General features: G+C 65.0%; 15 protein-coding genes. 2 read left to right on the top strand and 13 right to left on the bottom strand.

The annotated features are described in order from the left end of the window. Positions 1-28 precede the first annotated feature (28 nt). From AC3WL2_RS11700 to leuS, 5 genes are all read right to left on the bottom strand, one after another. Entirely contained in the window at positions 29-1,342 is a 1,314-nt protein-coding gene (locus AC3WL2_RS11700; protein ID WP_102690672.1) for a lytic murein transglycosylase, read from the bottom strand. A gap of 62 nt (positions 1,343-1,404) precedes the next feature. Beyond that, positions 1,405-1,569, bottom strand: coding sequence for an alternative ribosome rescue factor ArfA (gene arfA, locus AC3WL2_RS11695; protein ID WP_102684180.1), 165 nt, complete (start codon positions 1,567-1,569; stop codon positions 1,405-1,407). A 117-nt stretch (positions 1,570-1,686) separates the two neighbouring features. Next, on the bottom strand, positions 1,687-2,724 hold the full coding sequence (holA, locus tag AC3WL2_RS11690; protein ID WP_102684179.1) for a DNA polymerase III subunit delta: 1,038 nt from the start codon (positions 2,722-2,724) through the stop codon (positions 1,687-1,689). A 37-nt stretch (positions 2,725-2,761) separates the two neighbouring features. Beyond that, positions 2,762-3,367 carry an LPS-assembly lipoprotein LptE gene (locus AC3WL2_RS11685; RefSeq protein WP_102684178.1) on the bottom strand — a complete coding sequence of 202 codons (606 nt, stop codon included), beginning with the start codon at positions 3,365-3,367 and terminating at the stop codon, positions 2,762-2,764. Between the two features lie 62 nt (positions 3,368-3,429). Continuing rightward, a complete protein-coding gene (gene leuS / locus AC3WL2_RS11680; RefSeq protein ID WP_102684177.1) occupies positions 3,430-6,036 on the bottom strand; it encodes a leucine--tRNA ligase in 2,607 nt (868 codons plus the stop codon). Between the two features lie 237 nt (positions 6,037-6,273). Here leuS and AC3WL2_RS11675 point away from each other — a divergent pair, with 237 nt between their 5' ends. Together AC3WL2_RS11675 and AC3WL2_RS11670 are read left to right on the top strand one after the other, a co-directional pair. Further along, on the top strand, positions 6,274-6,588 hold the full coding sequence (locus tag AC3WL2_RS11675) for a hypothetical protein (RefSeq protein WP_046857271.1): 315 nt from the start codon (positions 6,274-6,276) through the stop codon (positions 6,586-6,588). A 123-nt stretch (positions 6,589-6,711) separates the two neighbouring features. After that, positions 6,712-7,473 carry a YdcF family protein gene (locus AC3WL2_RS11670; RefSeq protein WP_102684176.1) on the top strand — a complete coding sequence of 254 codons (762 nt, stop codon included), beginning with the start codon at positions 6,712-6,714 and terminating at the stop codon, positions 7,471-7,473. A gap of 32 nt (positions 7,474-7,505) precedes the next feature. Here the strand turns inward: AC3WL2_RS11670 and lnt are convergent, their stop codons facing one another. The 8 genes from lnt to AC3WL2_RS11630 all read right to left on the bottom strand — a co-directional run bounded on the left by lnt (position 7,506) and on the right by AC3WL2_RS11630 (position 15,023). Beyond that, a complete protein-coding gene (gene lnt / locus AC3WL2_RS11665; RefSeq protein WP_102684175.1) occupies positions 7,506-9,023 on the bottom strand; it encodes an apolipoprotein N-acyltransferase in 1,518 nt (505 codons plus the stop codon). Positions 9,024-9,031: 8 nt separating this feature from the next. After that, positions 9,032-9,871: a CorC family transporter gene (locus AC3WL2_RS11660; RefSeq protein ID WP_023630352.1), complete on the bottom strand. Its 840-nt coding sequence runs from the start codon at positions 9,869-9,871 to the stop codon at positions 9,032-9,034. 26 nt (positions 9,872-9,897) lie between these two features. Next, entirely contained in the window at positions 9,898-10,371 is a 474-nt protein-coding gene (gene ybeY / locus AC3WL2_RS11655; RefSeq protein WP_102684174.1) for an rRNA maturation RNase YbeY, read from the bottom strand. Next, positions 10,364-11,362 (bottom strand): PhoH family protein, encoded by a 999-nt coding sequence (locus AC3WL2_RS11650; protein WP_102684173.1) that lies wholly within the window; start codon positions 11,360-11,362, stop codon positions 10,364-10,366. The genes ybeY and AC3WL2_RS11650 overlap by 8 nt, the downstream gene beginning before the upstream one ends. Before the next feature lie 179 nt (positions 11,363-11,541). Beyond that, on the bottom strand, positions 11,542-12,087 hold the full coding sequence (locus tag AC3WL2_RS11645) for a tetratricopeptide repeat protein (protein ID WP_102684172.1): 546 nt from the start codon (positions 12,085-12,087) through the stop codon (positions 11,542-11,544). A gap of 199 nt (positions 12,088-12,286) precedes the next feature. Continuing rightward, a complete protein-coding gene (gene hemL, locus AC3WL2_RS11640; RefSeq protein ID WP_102684171.1) occupies positions 12,287-13,570 on the bottom strand; it encodes a glutamate-1-semialdehyde 2,1-aminomutase in 1,284 nt (427 codons plus the stop codon). 17 nt (positions 13,571-13,587) lie between these two features. After that, on the bottom strand, positions 13,588-14,211 hold the full coding sequence (thiE, locus tag AC3WL2_RS11635) for a thiamine phosphate synthase (RefSeq protein ID WP_102684170.1): 624 nt from the start codon (positions 14,209-14,211) through the stop codon (positions 13,588-13,590). A 14-nt stretch (positions 14,212-14,225) separates the two neighbouring features. Then, a complete protein-coding gene (locus AC3WL2_RS11630; RefSeq protein ID WP_102684169.1) occupies positions 14,226-15,023 on the bottom strand; it encodes a hydroxymethylpyrimidine/phosphomethylpyrimidine kinase in 798 nt (265 codons plus the stop codon). Between the last annotated feature and the right edge of the window lie 17 nt (positions 15,024-15,040).

The raw sequence follows: 15,040 nt of genomic DNA, 5'->3' as shown, positions 1-15,040 counted from the left end.
TGGGGCCGCTTTGCGGCCCCAGTACTTTCTAGCGACGCAGGCTGTCGAGCAGCTTGTGCGTCGGATAACCATCCGCCGGCCAGCCCTGCGCCTGCTGGGCATTGCGAATGGCCTTGCGGGTATTGGCGCCGATGATCCCGTCAGGATTGCCTGCCTCATGGCCACTGGCGTTGAGCAAGGTCTGCAGCTCGATTCGTTCGCTGCGGCTCAGCGGCAGGTCTTCTTTCGGCCAGCTGCCGGCAATGAACCCCCAACCGTAGAAGCGATCCCCCAGCAGGCTCACCGCCAGCGCATAGGAAGACGAGTTGTTGTACTTGAGGATCGCGCGGAAGTTGTCCAGTACCAGGAACGCCGGCCCACGGGCGCCGGCGGGCAGCAGCAGGGCGGCGGACAGCTGGTTGCTGCCGGTGGGCAATGCGGTACCAGCGGGCAGTTTCACGCCCAGTTGCAACCATTCGCTGACGCTCTTGCGCTGGCTGCCATCGGCCAGCCACCAGTCGAAGCCAGCAGGTACCTGTACCTCGAAGCCCCAGGGCTGGCCACGCTTCCAGCCGGAGGCCTGCAGGTAGTGCGCGGTGGAGGCCAGCGCATCGGCGGTGCTGTTCCAGATGTCGCGGCGACCGTCACCGTCGAAATCCACCGCGTGGGTGAGGTAGGTAGTCGGGATGAACTGGGTCTGGCCCATGGCGCCGGCCCAAGAGCCGCGCATCGCGTCAGGCTGGATGTCGCCGTTTTGCAGGATCTGCAGGGCGGCGATCAGTTGGTCCTGGGCAAACTGGGGGCGGCGGCCTTCATAGGCCAGGGTGGCCAGCGAACGGATCACCGACTTGCTGCCCTGGAACTGGCCGAAGTTGCTCTCCATGCCCCACACCGAAACCAGCACCTGGCGGTCGACGCCGTAGCGTTGCTCGATGCGTGCCAGCAGCTCGGCATTCTGTTCGAGCAGTTTCTTGCCGTTGCGTACGCGCAGCGGCGACAGGGCGCCGTCGAGGTATTCCCAGACCGGGCGGGTGAACTCCGGTTGGCTGCGGTCAGCCTTGATCACGTCCATGTCCGGGGTGACGCCGAGGAAGGCGCGGTCGAACAGGTTGGCGCTGATCCCGGCTTGCAGGGCTTGCTCGCGGAAACCGGCCTGCCATTGGGCGAAGGTCTGCAGGGGCTGGATTTCGTTGCTGCTATCGAGCGTGGCGCCAGGTAGCGTTACGACGGGTGCGGGCTGGGCGGGTGCCAGCGGCAGGGCATCGGCGGCGGTGGGTTTCTCGGCGCAGGCGACGAGCAGGATGAAGCTTGTGGCCGCGATCAGCTGGCGGGGTTGCCAGCGGAGAGTGAGACGAGAGGGCATGCACAGATCCAGAATTGCAGGTCAGGTGCCGACCATACCATGCCTGCGCATTTCATGCCTTTTCAGGCGGCCATAAAGCAGGAAGCCTCCCAATCTCTCGATTGGAAGGCTTCGCGGCGGTAGCTGCCTTTGCCTTTTCCTGCCTGTTCCTGGCGGCAGCGGAACAGCGGTTGGGCGATGATCGACTTGGCCTTGTTGGGACCGTGCTTTTTTTGCTTCTTGCTCATGGTGGATTCCCGGTCGGGGTGGATTGCGGGCGCACTGTAGGCCTGTAGCGCCATGTGAGCCAATTGATTGTGTTTATGGCAGCGGGGGCTCATCGCGGGCGTGACCCGCAATGCGCTTTATTCGGCGGGCAGCGCCAGGCGCTGTCCGGCCATGAGCAGCGACAGGCGTGCCAGGCTGGTCCACGGCGAGCCTTCGGCCTGCCCCTTGATCTGCGCATCGATCCGCTGGGCATCCTGCAGCAGCATGGCCCAGCGCTGCGCAGAGAGGCGCTGCAGGGCCTTGCTCACCAGCGGTCGGCGCTTGTCCCACACCGGTGGGCGTGCCTGGCTGAAGGCCTTGTCCAGCGGCACGCCCTGGCTGAACTGCTGCGCGAGCCCGGCCAGCAAGCGCAGTTCACGCGCAAGGGCCCAGAGAATGACCGGCGGCTCGACACCTTCGCCGCGCAGTCCTTCGAGCATGCGCAGGGCATGGGCCGCTTCGCCATTGAGAATGGCATCGACCAGCCCGAACACATCGAAGCGGGCGCTGTCGGCGACAGCGGCCTGGACGGTTTCGACGGTGATCTGGTTGCCCTCGGCGAGCAACTTGAGCTTCTCGATCTCCTGGGCGGCGGCCAGCAGGTTGCCCTCGACCCGAGCGGCGATCAGGTCAATGGCGTCACGCTGGGCCGACAGCCCGGCCTGGGACAGGCGCTGGTTGATCCACTGCGGCAATTGCTGGGCGTCCACCGGCCAGATCTGGATGAACTGGCAGTGCGCGCCTTCGATCAAGGCCTTGCCCCACTTGGTTTTCTGCGCGCTGCCATCGAGCTTGGGCAGGCTGATCAGCAGCAGCGTGTCCTCGGCCGGGTTGGCGCAGTATTCCATCAGCGCGGCAGCGCCTTTGTCGCCGGGCTTGCCCGAGGGCAGGCGCAGCTCCAGCAGCCGGCGCTGGGCGAACAACGACAGGCTGGCCCCGGCCAGCAGCAGGTTGCCCCAGTCGAAGTTGGCATCGGCGCTGAACACCTGGCGTTCGTCGTAGCCCTGCTGGCGCGCGGCGCCGCGGATGGCGTCGGCGGCCTCCTGGCACAGCAGCGGGTCGTCACCGCTGACGATGTAGACGGGCGCCAGCTGGCCTTGCAGGTGCTTGTTGAGTTGGGCGGGGGAGAGCTTCATGGCGAAGGGCGGGGCACCTCAGGTGCCCCGTTCAGGCTCAGGGAGCCGGGACTTCCAGCGGCGACTGCTGAGGCGTCTCGTCCTGGATGCGCTGGGCTTCCTTCAGGGCGCGAGCCTCGGCTTCGGCGCGCTCGTTGGCCTTGCGTTGCAGCTCGTCAAGGCGCGTCGGGGTCAGTTGCTGGAGGCGAGCCATCATGGCCTGTACCAGGTCACGACGCATTTCCTCGCGGACCTGGTTCGCTTCCTGGCCGGAGCCGGTGATGTTGTTGCCGTTGTAGACGTAGTACTTCTGCACTTGCAGCTTGTCTTCAAGCAACATGCTGTCGTTCTGGCCTTCGATCGTATAGTTCAGCACGGTCGTGAGTTCGTACTCGGCCGAACGGTTGCCACCGCTGTAGGTTGCAGCGCGCTGGGTTTCCTGCTCGTTGGTGAGCACCAGCTTGTAGGGGGCGCCGGAATAGACTTTCACGCCGCTGCTTTGCAAGGTGCGGCGCAGCTGCATGACGGTCGGGCCGTATTCGTTACGGGCGCCGAGGTCAATTTCCTTGATGCTCAGTTCGTTGGTGCCGGTGCCGCGCAGCTGGAAACCGCAGGCGCTGAGCAAGACAGCCAGGCCCATTACCAGCAGATTGCGTTTGATCATGTGTGTTGCTCCCTCGTGGACCGATTACGCCCGCCTGCAGGATATGCAGGCGGGCGTTGCCATCAGTTGGCGACGATGTTGACCAGTTTGCCCGGAACGACGATGACCTTGCGGATGGTCAGGCCGTCGGTGAAGCGCAGGACATTCTCGTTGTTGCGAGCGGCGGCCTCGACTTCCTCGCGGCTGGCGGCGGCTGGCATCTCCACCTGGCCACGCAGCTTGCCGTTGACCTGTACCACCAGGGTCACGGTGTCCTGTACCAGGGCGCCTTCATCGACAATCGGCCAGTTCGCATCGATCACCGCCTGGTCGTGGCCCAGCTGCTTCCACAGCTCATGGGAGATGTGCGGGGTGATCGGTGCCAGCAGCAGGGTCACGGCCTCGAGGCCCTCCTGCAGCAGGGCGCGGTCCTGGGCGGTCGCCTGTGGCGCCTTCTCCAGCACGTTCATCACGGTCATCACCTGGGCGATGGCGGTGTTGAACTTGTGGTACTGGCCCACGTCGGTACTGGCCTGCTTGATCGCGGCATGGATGGCGCGACGGATGACCTTCTGCTCGTCGCTCAGGGCGGCGATGTCCAGCGTGCCCGGCAGGCCTTGGGCCACGTGGGCCTGGGCCAGGCGCCAGACGCGGCGCAGGAAGCGGCTGGCGCCTTCGACGCCGGAGTCGGACCATTCCAGGCTCATGTCGGGTGGCGAGGCGAACATCATGAACAGGCGGCAGGTGTCGGCGCCGTACTGCTCGATCATCGACTGCGGGTCGACGCCGTTGTTCTTCGACTTCGACATCTTCTCGGTGCCGCCGATTTCCACCGGCAGGCCATCGGTCTTCAGGCGCGCGCCGATGATCTTGGCCTTGGCGTCACGCTCGATCTCGACGTCGGCCGGGTTGAACCAGTCCTTGCCGCCGTTGCTGGCGACGCGGTAGTAGGTTTCGGCGACGACCATGCCCTGGGTCAGCAGGTTCTTGAACGGCTCGTTGGAGGTGACCAGGCCTTCGTCACGCATCAGCTTGTGGAAGAAGCGCGCATACAGCAGGTGCAGGATGGCGTGCTCGATGCCGCCGATGTACTGGTCGACAGGCAGCCAGTGGTTGGCGGCTTTAGGGTCGACCAGGCCTTTATCGTAGTTCGGCGAGGCATAGCGGGCGAAGTACCAGGACGACTCGACGAAGGTGTCCATGGTGTCGGTTTCGCGCTTGGCCGCGGTGCCGCATTTCGGGCAGGTGCACTCGTAGAACTCGGGCATGCGCGCCAGGGGCGAACCGGCACCGTCCGGTACCACGTTTTCCGGAAGTGTAACGGGCAGCTGGTCTTCCGGCACCGGCACGTCGCCGCAGGACGGGCAGTGGATGATCGGGATCGGGCAACCCCAGTAGCGCTGGCGGCTGATGCCCCAGTCGCGCAGGCGGAACTGGGTGCGCGACTTGCCGAGGTCCTTGCTGATCAGCGCGGCCTCGATGGCATCGAAGGCGCCCTGGAAGTCCAGGCCGTCGAACTCGCCGGAGTTGATCAGCTGGCCATGTTCGCCGTAGGCGGCCAGCCACTCGCTGCCGACTTCGTCGCCGACGCTGGTGCGCACCACCGCCTTGACCGGCAGGTTGTACTTGTGGGCGAACTCGAAGTCGCGCTCGTCGTGCGCCGGCACGGCCATGACAGCGCCATCGCCGTAGTGCATCAGCACGTAGTTGGCGACCCATACCGGCAGCTTTTCGCCGGTCAGCGGGTGCTCGACGAACAGGGAAGTGGCCATGCCCTTCTTCTCCTGCGTGGCCATGTCGGCCTCGGCGACGCTGCCGCTCTTGCACTCGTCGATGAACGCCTGCAGCGCCGGGTTGCCCTGGGCGGCCTGGGTGGCCAGCGGGTGTTCGGCGGCGACGGCAACGTAGGTGGCGCCCATCAGGGTGTCCGGACGGGTGGTGAAGACTTTCAGGGTGCCCTCATGACCGATGCTCGCCTGGTCATAGGGGAACTGCACTTCCATGCCGCGGGACTTGCCGATCCAGTTGCGCTGCATGGTCTTGACCTGCTCGGGCCAGCCCGGCAGCTCGTCGAGGCTTTCCAGCAGCTCGTCGGCGTAGTCGGTGATGCGGAAGTAGTACATCGGGATTTCGCGCTTTTCGATAAGCGCGCCCGAGCGCCAGCCACGGCCATCGATGACCTGCTCGTTGGCCAGGACGGTCTGGTCCGCCGGGTCCCAGTTCACGGTGCCGTTCTTGCGGTAGATGATGCCTTTCTCGAACAGGCGGGTGAACAGCCACTGCTCCCAGCGGTAGTAGTCCGGCTTGCAGGTGGTGACTTCACGCGACCAGTCGATGGCCAGACCCAGGCTCTTGAGCTGGGTCTTCATGTAGTCGATGTTCTCGTAGGTCCACTTGGCCGGGGCGACGTTGTTCTTCATCGCGGCGTTTTCCGCCGGCATGCCGAAGGCGTCCCAGCCCATCGGTTGCAGGACGTTCTTGCCCAGCATGCGCTGGTAGCGGGCAATCACGTCACCGATGGTGTAGTTGCGCACGTGGCCCATGTGTAGCTTGCCGCTCGGGTACGGGAACATCGATAGGCAATAGTAGGTGTCTTTGCCTGGCTGTTCGGTGACAGCGAACGATTGTTGCTCGTCCCAGGCATTCTGGGCGGCGGCTTCTACATCACGGGGCGTGTATTGTTCGTGCATGGCTACTTTGTATTGAGAGATAAGAGACATGTTCCAGGCAGCTCGACCTCGCTGCGTCCGGCACTCCGGGATCTGCAAGAGTGAACGCCGTAGCATACATGAGCGCCGCGCATCGTGGGAAACCCTGATTGCATCGCCCGCCGCGCGGGCCGTTGGTCGCGGCGCCCGGCCGCTTTTACGAGTGACGCTAAGCTCATCTGTGGGGGGAGATATTCTTACCTTCAATGAGGTGAACGGATGGGAGAGTCGCAACTAACCGCAAGCAAACCGGAGCTTTACGAGCGCTTGATCGACCGTTTGGGCCTGGCACTGGAAGTGGCCAGAACCTCCGTGCGATTGCGCGACGAGATGCCTGCCGAACTGGAGTTACGTGGCCTGAGCCATGCCGAGTTCGAGGTGATCAAAGCCTACCTGGAATCCCTCCCGGAAGGCCGATTTGCCAGTGCCGGTGCCTACCCGCAACCGGAGCCGTCCTCGGCCAGGATTGTCTGGCTCAAGGACCGCAGGCGCCCCGGCGCCCCAGCCAGCTCCAGGACATTGCCGTCCCGATAGCCGTTCAGGGTTGCAGGCGCGGCGACGCGCCGGTTTTCGTAATGCACGCATCGATCGGCGCCGGTTGCCCTTGAGGCCCGGTGCCGATCCTCTTAGGCTGCACGCCTTCCATGGAGGTGTGTGATGCCGATCCGCTTTTTCATCAAACAATGGTTGATGCCGCCTGGCGTCCTGTTCCTGTTGCTGCTGGCCGCCTGGTGGTGGCGCCGGCGCCGTCCGCGCCTGGCCGCGGCCTGTTTCACCCTGGGGCTGGGTGGCTTGTGGCTGATGAGCTTGCCACTGACGGTCGAGCAAGTTGCCCGAACCCTTGAAACAGAACCTGCGTTGGCGCTCGAGGGGTGGGCAGGCCTGGCATCCAGGGCCGACGCCATCGTGGTCCTGGGCGCCGGACGGGAGCGCGGCGACCCGGCCTGGGGTGGCCTTGATCAGCCAACCTACGTTGCCCTCGAGCGCATGCGCTACGCCGCGCAACTGGCCAAGGCCTCAGGGCTGCCGGTGCTGACCAGCGGTGGCTTGCACTATGGCACGCCGCCCAGTGAGGCCCAACTGATGGCTGACCGCCTGGAGGCGGACTTTGGCGTAAAGGTTTCCTGGAAGGAGGAAGCCAGCCACACCACCTGGGAAAACGCCGAGTTCAGCGCCAAGGTGTTGCAACCGCTGGGTATCAAGCGGGTGGTGGTGGTGACGCAGGCCTGGCACATGCAGCGCTCGCGCTGGAGTTTCGAGCGGGCGGGGTTCGAAGTGGTGCCGGCGCCGGTGGGGTTCCTGGGGCGCGATCATGCGCGGCCGTTCGCGGGGTTGCTGCCGGAAAACCGGGCAATGTGGCAGAGCGGGCAGTTGCTCAACGAGGCGGCGGGGTTAGTGGGGTATCGCCTGTTCTACTAAGACTTGGGCCGCTAAGCGGCCCAAGGGATGCTTCAGACGGTGCGTGCGATGCGCCCGGCCAGCAAGGCCCAGCCCACCAGCAGCACGCAGACGATCGCCAGCGGCCACGAGCGCCATTGCAGGTACGGCGTCAGTTGCTGCATCGGCACCACCTCGCCGTACAGGACCGCACGCTGGAACTGCGGGACCTGCGCGGTGATCCTGCCGAACGGGTCGATCAGCGCGGTCACACCGTTGTTGGTGGCGCGGATCATCCAGCGGCCGGCCTCCAGCGCGCGCATCTGAGCCATCTGCAGGTGCTGCAGCGGGCCGATCGAGGTGCCGAACCAGGTGTCGTTGCTGATGGTCAGCAGCAGGTCGCTGCGTGCGGCCAGGCTCGCGGCGAATTCGGGATAGACCACTTCGTAGCAAATGTACGGGGCGATCTGGTAACCCTTGGCCTGCAGCAATGGCTGGTCCTCGGGACCACGGGCGAAATCCGACATCGGCAAGTTGAAGAACTCGATCAGGCCGCGCAGCATGTCCTGCAATGGAACGTATTCACCGAAGGGCACCAGCTTCTGCTTGAGGTAGGTGCCGTCGCCCTCGCCGGTCACGGTGATGCCGTTGAAGTAGCGGCGCTGGTGGTGGACCATCTGCCGCACCGGCACGCCGGTGATGAGTGCCGAGTGCCTCTCGGCGGCAAAGTTGCCCATCATGTCGATGTAGCCCTGGGCCTGGTCCTTGAGCACCGGCACGGCGGTTTCCGGCCAAACCAGCAGGTCGACGGGCTTGGAGCTGAAGCTCATGTCGCGGTACAGCGCCAGTTGCGCATCGACATGCGCCGGGTCCCACTTCAGGTCCTGCTCGACGTTGCCTTGCAGGGCCGCGACCTTCAGCGGATCACCTGCCGGCTTGGTCCAGACGTGATCCTTCAGGGCCAGGCCGATGATCCATGGCGCCACCAGCAGCACCGCACCAACGGCCAGGAACGAGCGGCGCTGGCGCAGGCGATGGAGGTTGCACAGCAAGGCGGCGGTAAGCGCCAGGGCGAACGAGATCAGCCACACGCCGCCCAGCGGCGCGAGGCCCGCCAGTGGGCCGTCGAGCTGGCTGTAGCCTGCGTAGAGCCAAGGAAAGCCGGTGAGGAACCAGCCCCGGAAGGCCTCCTGCAGCAACCACAGGGCGGCAAAGCACAAGGCGTCTGCCAGCGGCGCCTCGTCGCGACGCAGCCAGCGTGCCCAGAGCCAGGCGGGCAACGCGAAGAAGAAAGCCAGGCAGGCGAAGAATGCCAGCAGCAGCAGGATCGCCAGCAGCGGCGAGGCGCCGCCGTAGGTGTTCATGCTGACGTAGATCCACCAGGTGCCGGCGCCGTAGAGGCCGAAGCCGAAGCACCAGCCCCGGCCCAGGGCCTGTCGCGGGCTCAGCTCGCGCAGCCCGGCATAGAACAGCGCGATGGACAGCAGGGCCAGCGGCCAGATGTCGAAGGGGGCCAGGGCCAGCAGGGTGGAGGCGCCGGCCGCCATGGCCAGCAGGTTACCGGGCCAGCCGGGGCGGGTGATCCAGCGCATGTTCGTCCTTAACGGTTGATCGGTGTCAGGCGCAGCAAGTGTATCCGGCGGCTGTCGGCATTGAGAATGCGGAAGCGGTAGCCGCCGATCTCGGTGGTTTCGTTACGTTTGGGCAAATGGCCGAACGCACTCATCACCAGGCCGCCGACCGTGTCGAACTCGTCATCGGAGAATTCGCTGTCGAAGAACTCGTTGAAGTTCTCGATCGGGGTCAGTGCCTTGACCAGGAAGTCGCCGCTGGGCAGCGGCTTGATGTAGCTGTCTTCCTCGACGTCATGCTCGTCCTCGATATCGCCGACGATCTGCTCGAGCACGTCCTCGATGGTCACCAGCCCCGCCACGCCGCCGTATTCGTCGATGACGATGGCCATGTGGTTGTGGTTGGCGCGGAACTCGCGCAGCAGCACGTTCAGGCGCTTGGACTCGGGCACGAAGGTGGCCGGGCGCAGCAGGTCCTTGATGTTGAAGCTGTCGCCATTCTCCTTGAGGATCAGCGGCAGCAGGTCCTTGGCGAGCAGAATGCCGAGCACATCGTCGTGGCTCTCGCCAATCACCGGGTAGCGCGAGTGCGCGGCATCGATCACTGCCGGCAGGAACTCGCGGGGCGACTGGTTGGCCTTGATGCTGATCATCTGCGAGCGCGGCACCATGATGTCGCGTACCTGCAGGTCGGCGACCTGGATGGCGCCTTCGACGATGGTCAGCGCTTCGCTGTCGAGCAGTTTGTTCTGATGGGCTTCGCGCAGCAGCTCAAGGAGCTCCTGGCGGTTTTTCGGCTCATGGGCAAAAGCCTGGGTCAGCTTACCCAACCAGGACTTCTGCCCGTTGCTCGATCGGTCTTCGCTCATGGCGGTTACTCGTGATCCTTGCAGTATCAGTGTGTGATTGTTTCGGTTTCGTCGTCGGCGTAAGGGTCCGGGTGACCCAGTTCCGCCAGCAATTGCCGTTCCAGCGCTTCCATTTCCTCGGCTTCATCGTCTTCGATGTGGTCGTAGCCGAGCAGGTGCAGGCAGCCGTGGATGACCAGGTGCGCCCAGTGCGCCTCCAGGGACTTGCCCTGTTCGGCGGCCTCGCGCTCGACCACCGGCACGCAGATCACCAGGTCGCCCAACAGCGGGATGTCGAGCAGCTCGTCGGGGACGTCGGCGGGGAAGGACAGCACGTTGGTGGCGTAGTCCTTGTGCCGGTAGGTATGGTTCAGCTCGCGACCTTCGGTGGCGTCGACCAGGCGGATGGTCATTTCCGAGTCGGCGCTGCGCTGGCGCAGGGCAAGTTCGCACCAGCGGCGGAAGGCGGCGTCATCGGGGGCAGCGGCGTCCGTGGCCCGTTGCAGGTCGAGTTCAAGCATCTTTGCCGGTTGCCTCGGGCTTGGACTGACGGGCTTCGAAGCGGTCGTAGGCTTCAACGATACGCTGCACCAACGGGTGGCGTACCACGTCCTTGGGCTGGAAATGGGTGAAGCTGATGCCTGGCACGTCCTTGAGCACCTCGATCACATGGGCCAGGCCCGACTTGGTGCCGCGGGGCAGGTCGACCTGGGTGATGTCACCGGTGATCACCGCGGTCGAGCCGAAGCCGATGCGGGTGAGGAACATCTTCATCTGTTCGAGCGTGGTGTTCTGGCTCTCGTCGAGGATGATGAAGCTGTTGTTCAGGGTGCGGCCGCGCATGTAGGCCAGTGGCGCGATCTCGATCACCTGGCGCTCGATCAGCTTGGCCACGTGCTCGAAGCCAAGCATCTCGTAGAGCGCGTCGTAGAGTGGGCGCAGGTACGGGTCGATCTTCTGGGCCAGGTCGCCGGGCAGGAAGCCGAGCTTTTCGCCGGCCTCGACCGCCGGGCGCACCAGCAGGATGCGGCGCACCTGTTCACGCTCCAGCGCATCGACCGCGCAGGCCACGGCCAGATACGTCTTGCCGGTACCGGCCGGGCCGATGCCGAAGTTGATGTCGTTGGCCAGGATTTCCTTGACGTAGCGCTGCTGGTTGACGCCGCGCGGGCGGATATTGCCCTTGCGCGTGCGCAGCGAAACGCTGACTTCGTTGACGGCCGGATTCTCGATGTTCTCGATCGTCGACTCCTGGAGATAGAGGTGCACCGTTTCCGGTGACAGCTCGTTCGCCTTGGCTTCGCGATAGAGGCGGCGCAGCAGTTGCTCGGCGGCGGAGGTGGTCTTGGGCTCGCCGATCAGTTCGAACTGATTGCCGCGGTTGCGGATCTCGATGGCCAGGCGTTGTTCGATCAGGCGCAGGTGCTCGTCGAACTGGCCGCACAGGTTGGCGAAGCGATGGGCCTCGAAGGGCTCGAGGATAAAGCGATGGGGTTGTATGGGTGCGTTCAAGGTCGTTTTTAGCCGCTCGACGGCAATGAATGTGAACTCAAGAATAACCCTTGAGTGGCAGTGGCGAAAGCACTGAAACGATCAAGGGTCGCTGGGAAGCGTCCGATCCGTGCGTCAAGCATGGCAGGGCAAGTTGACGAATCGATGATGCCGGGGCCAGCGCCGGGCCGGGCAACGGTTCAGGGAAGCGGGGAGAAGGGCGTGCGCCCTTCGGCGTTCTGCAGTTCCAGCAGGTATTTGCGGAAGATCTGGCCGAGTACCTGGGTAGCGTGCTCGAGCTCGTCGCGGGGCATCTGCTCGGTGACTTCGTCGGCCATGTCCAGGGCGTCTTCGGCACCGTTGACCGCGGCGATCTTGAGCAGGATGTAGGCTTGCACGTTGTTGGCCTTGACCCCTTCACCGTGGAAGAACATCGAGCCAAGACGGTATTGTGCCTGCGCCTGGCCTTGCAGCGAGGCTTTCTCGAACCACTTGAGCGCGTTGTCGAGTTGGCGCGGCGTGCCGCTGTAGTAGAACTCGCCCAGCTCGTACTGCGCTTCGGCATCCCCTGACTGAGCAGTCTGCTCGCAGGCCTTCAGGGCATTGGGCAGGTCTTCGGGCGCGGTATCGAGGGCGCAGCGGCCCGTCGCTGGAATCAGCAACGAATTACCGCCCTCCGCCAAGGCCAGCAGGGGCTGAAGAAGCAACAGGCAGCCCAGGGTAAGGGCGCGGCCGGTGCGGTTCATGGGGATCGACTTACCTCTGCAAAGCTACGGCCAATGTCTCTGGTGGCACATTATGGGATAAGCAGCGCCTACCTTACAAAGATTTACGCGAATTTCTACAGCCGGATGGGACGTAGCGGGTTGTGATGGGGTTCACAGGCTTGCTTGGTCCGGCCTGATCGTGGGGCAAGGCCGCGATCAGGCCGAGACAGGAACACCCTTACTTCAGCTTGGCAAATGCCCGCTCGGCCGCATCCAAGGTGATCTGCAGCTCCTTGTCGCCATGGGCAATGGAGGTGAAACCCGCTTCGAAGGCGCTTGGCGCCAGGTACACGCCGCCTTCGAGCATCAGGTGGAAGAAGCGCTTGAAGCGTTCGGCATCGCTGGCCATCACGTCGTCGAAGGTGACGATATCGTCGGCGCCGCTGAAGTACAGCCCGAACATGGCGCCCGCCTGAGTGGTGACGAACGGGATACCCGCGGCATCGGCACGCTGTTGCAGGCCATCGAGCATGCGGCTGGTGAAGGCACTCAGCTCGTCATGGAAGCCCGGGCGGCTGATCAGCTTCAGGGTGGTCAGGCCGGCGGCCATGGCCAGCGGATTGCCCGACAGGGTACCGGCCTGGTAGACCGGGCCCAGCGGGGCGATGCAGCCCATGATTTCGCGCTTGCCGCCGAAGCAGCCAACCGGCATGCCACCGCCGACGATCTTGCCGAAGGTCGACAAGTCGGGGGTGATGCCATAGTGGCCCTGGGCACCGCCGAGGGAGACGCGGAAGCCGGTCATCACCTCGTCGAAGATCAGTACCACGCCGTGCTGGTCGCACAGCGCGCGCAGGCCTTCGAGGAAGCCCGGCGCCGGCGGCACGCAGTTCATGTTGCCAGCTACCGGCTCGACGATGATGCAGGCCACGCTCTGGCCGACGTCGGCCAGGGTCTTCTCGACGGCGGCAATGTCGTTGAACGGCAGGGTCAGGGTGTGCTTGGCGAAGTCCGCCGGTACTCCAGCCGAGCTTGGCACGCCCTGGGTCAGCAGGCCGGAGCCGGCCTTGACCAGCAGGCTGTCGGAGTGACCGTGGTAGCAGCCTTCGAACTTGATGATGGCGTCACGGCCGGTGTAGCCACGGGCCAGGCGGATGGCGCTCATGGTTGCTTCGGTGCCGGAGCTGACCATGCGCACCATCTCCATCGACGGCACGATCGAGCAGACCAGGTCGGCCATCTCGGTTTCCATGGCGGTCGGCGCGCCGTAGGACAAACCGTGCTCCAACTGCTTGCGTACGGAGTCCAGCACGTCCGGATGGGCATGGCCGAGGATCATCGGGCCCCAGGAACCGACATAGTCGACGTAGCGCTTGTCGTCTTCATCGATGACGTAGGCGCCTTCAGCGTGCTTGAAGAACAGCGGGGTGCCGCCGACGCTCTTGAAGGCACGCACCGGCGAGTTGACGCCACCGGGGATGTGTTTCTGGGCTTGGGCGAACAGGGCTTCGGAACGGGACATGGGATCTTCTCTCGAAATCAGCAAGCGAACAGGGCATTGAAGGCGCGGGCGCGGCGGGTGACTTCCTGCGCGCTGTCGGCACCGAACAGGCCGTGGATAACCGCCAGCAGGTCGGCGCCATGGGCGACCAGCGGGGCGGCGTTGTCGAGGGTGATGCCGCCGATCACCGCGATCGGCAGCTTGACCTGGGCGCGGGCCTGTTCCAGCAGTTCGACGCTGGCGGCGGGCGCGCCCGGTTTGGTGACGGAATTGAAGAAGCGGCCGAAGGCGACATAGCTGGCGCCTTCGCTGGCGGCCTGCCGCGCGAGGTCCAGGCTGGCGTGGCAGGTCGAGCCGATGATCGCCTCGCGGCCGAGCAGGGCGCGGGCCGGCGTGAGCGGGCCATCGGTCTGGCCGAGGTGCACGCCAACGCCCAGGCGGGCAGCCAGTTCGGCGTCGTCGTTGATGATCAGCTCGGTGCCGTAACGCTCACAGAGCGTCTTCAGCGCTTGGGCCTCGCGCAGCCTGTGGGCGGTATCGTCGCTCTTGTCGCGGTATTGCAGCAGACGAACGCCACCTTCCAGCGCCGCTTCAACGTGGGAGAGGAAACGGCCGGCCAGCAGCTGGCTGTCGGTGATCGCGTACAGACCGCGGAGCTTCATCGGATGGCCTCGTGTCAGGAACAGAAATCCAGGGGCAGGCGGCGCGGTACGTACTGGCCCTTGCCCAGCTGTTCTGCGTCGCGCAGGGTGCGCCAGGTGTAGTCCAGGGCGCTGCGCACGGCGCTGGTCAATGCTTCGCCCAGAGCCAGGCGGCCGGCAAGGGCGCTGGCCAGGGTGCAGCCCGAGCCGTGGTAGCTCCCCGGCAGGCGTTGGCAGGTCCAGGTGTGCTGCTGACCGTCGCGGCTATATAGGCGGTTGTGGATTTCCACCTCGTCGCCGTGACCGCCGGTAATCAACAGGTGTCTACAGAACGGCAGCAGTTTCTCGGCGCACTCGTCCGCGGTGCCTTCGGGCAGTTCCGCCAGAATGCGTGCTTCCGGCAGGTTCGGCGTGGCGATGGTGGCCAGCGGCAGCAGGCGTTCGCGCAGCGCGTAGCCGACCTCGTCCTTGCCCAGGCGGCCACCGCCACCGGCGCGCAGAACGGGGTCGCAGACCAGAGGCAGGTGCGGGTGGGCGGACAGCAGTTCGGCGACGGTGTCGACCATCTCGATCGAGCCGAGCATGCCCAGCTTCACCGCGGCTACCGGGGAGTCGGCCAGCACGGCGTTGGCCTGGGCCAGCACCCACTCGCGGTCAAGCACGCGGAAGTCGGAAACGTTGACGGTATCCTGCACGGTCAGGGCGGTCACGGCGGGTGCGGCGTGACAACCCTGGGCGATCAGGGCTTCGATATCTGCCTGCAGCCCGGCGCCACCACTGGGGTCGTGGCCGGAGAGACAGAGGACAACGGGGCGGGAGCTGTAGGTATTCATGGTCGGCGAGCTTATCA

The sequence above is a fragment of the Pseudomonas sp. FW305-96 genome (assembly GCF_058783825.1).
The sequence above is the reverse complement of the archived record's forward strand: the minus strand, read 5'-3'. Positions and strand labels throughout refer to the sequence as shown.

Excerpts from the sequence above, each read along its gene's own strand:
- AC3WL2_RS11700 (WP_102690672.1), bottom strand. The coding sequence starts at position 1,342 with ATGCCCTCTCGTCTCACTCTCCGCTGGCAACCCCGCCAGCTGATCGCG.
- arfA (WP_102684180.1), bottom strand. The coding sequence starts at position 1,569 with ATGAGCAAGAAGCAAAAAAAGCACGGTCCCAACAAGGCCAAGTCGATC.
- holA (WP_102684179.1), bottom strand. The coding sequence starts at position 2,724 with ATGAAGCTCTCCCCCGCCCAACTCAACAAGCACCTGCAAGGCCAGCTG.
- AC3WL2_RS11685 (WP_102684178.1), bottom strand. The coding sequence starts at position 3,367 with ATGATCAAACGCAATCTGCTGGTAATGGGCCTGGCTGTCTTGCTCAGC.
- leuS (WP_102684177.1), bottom strand. The coding sequence starts at position 6,036 with ATGCACGAACAATACACGCCCCGTGATGTAGAAGCCGCCGCCCAGAAT.
- AC3WL2_RS11675 (WP_046857271.1), top strand. The coding sequence starts at position 6,274 with ATGGGAGAGTCGCAACTAACCGCAAGCAAACCGGAGCTTTACGAGCGC.
- AC3WL2_RS11670 (WP_102684176.1), top strand. The coding sequence starts at position 6,712 with ATGCCGATCCGCTTTTTCATCAAACAATGGTTGATGCCGCCTGGCGTC.
- lnt (WP_102684175.1), bottom strand. The coding sequence starts at position 9,023 with ATGCGCTGGATCACCCGCCCCGGCTGGCCCGGTAACCTGCTGGCCATG.
- AC3WL2_RS11660 (WP_023630352.1), bottom strand. The coding sequence starts at position 9,871 with ATGAGCGAAGACCGATCGAGCAACGGGCAGAAGTCCTGGTTGGGTAAG.
- ybeY (WP_102684174.1), bottom strand. The coding sequence starts at position 10,371 with ATGCTTGAACTCGACCTGCAACGGGCCACGGACGCCGCTGCCCCCGAT.
- AC3WL2_RS11645 (WP_102684172.1), bottom strand. The coding sequence starts at position 12,087 with ATGAACCGCACCGGCCGCGCCCTTACCCTGGGCTGCCTGTTGCTTCTT.
- hemL (WP_102684171.1), bottom strand. The coding sequence starts at position 13,570 with ATGTCCCGTTCCGAAGCCCTGTTCGCCCAAGCCCAGAAACACATCCCC.
- thiE (WP_102684170.1), bottom strand. The coding sequence starts at position 14,211 with ATGAAGCTCCGCGGTCTGTACGCGATCACCGACAGCCAGCTGCTGGCC.
- AC3WL2_RS11630 (WP_102684169.1), bottom strand. The coding sequence starts at position 15,023 with ATGAATACCTACAGCTCCCGCCCCGTTGTCCTCTGTCTCTCCGGCCAC.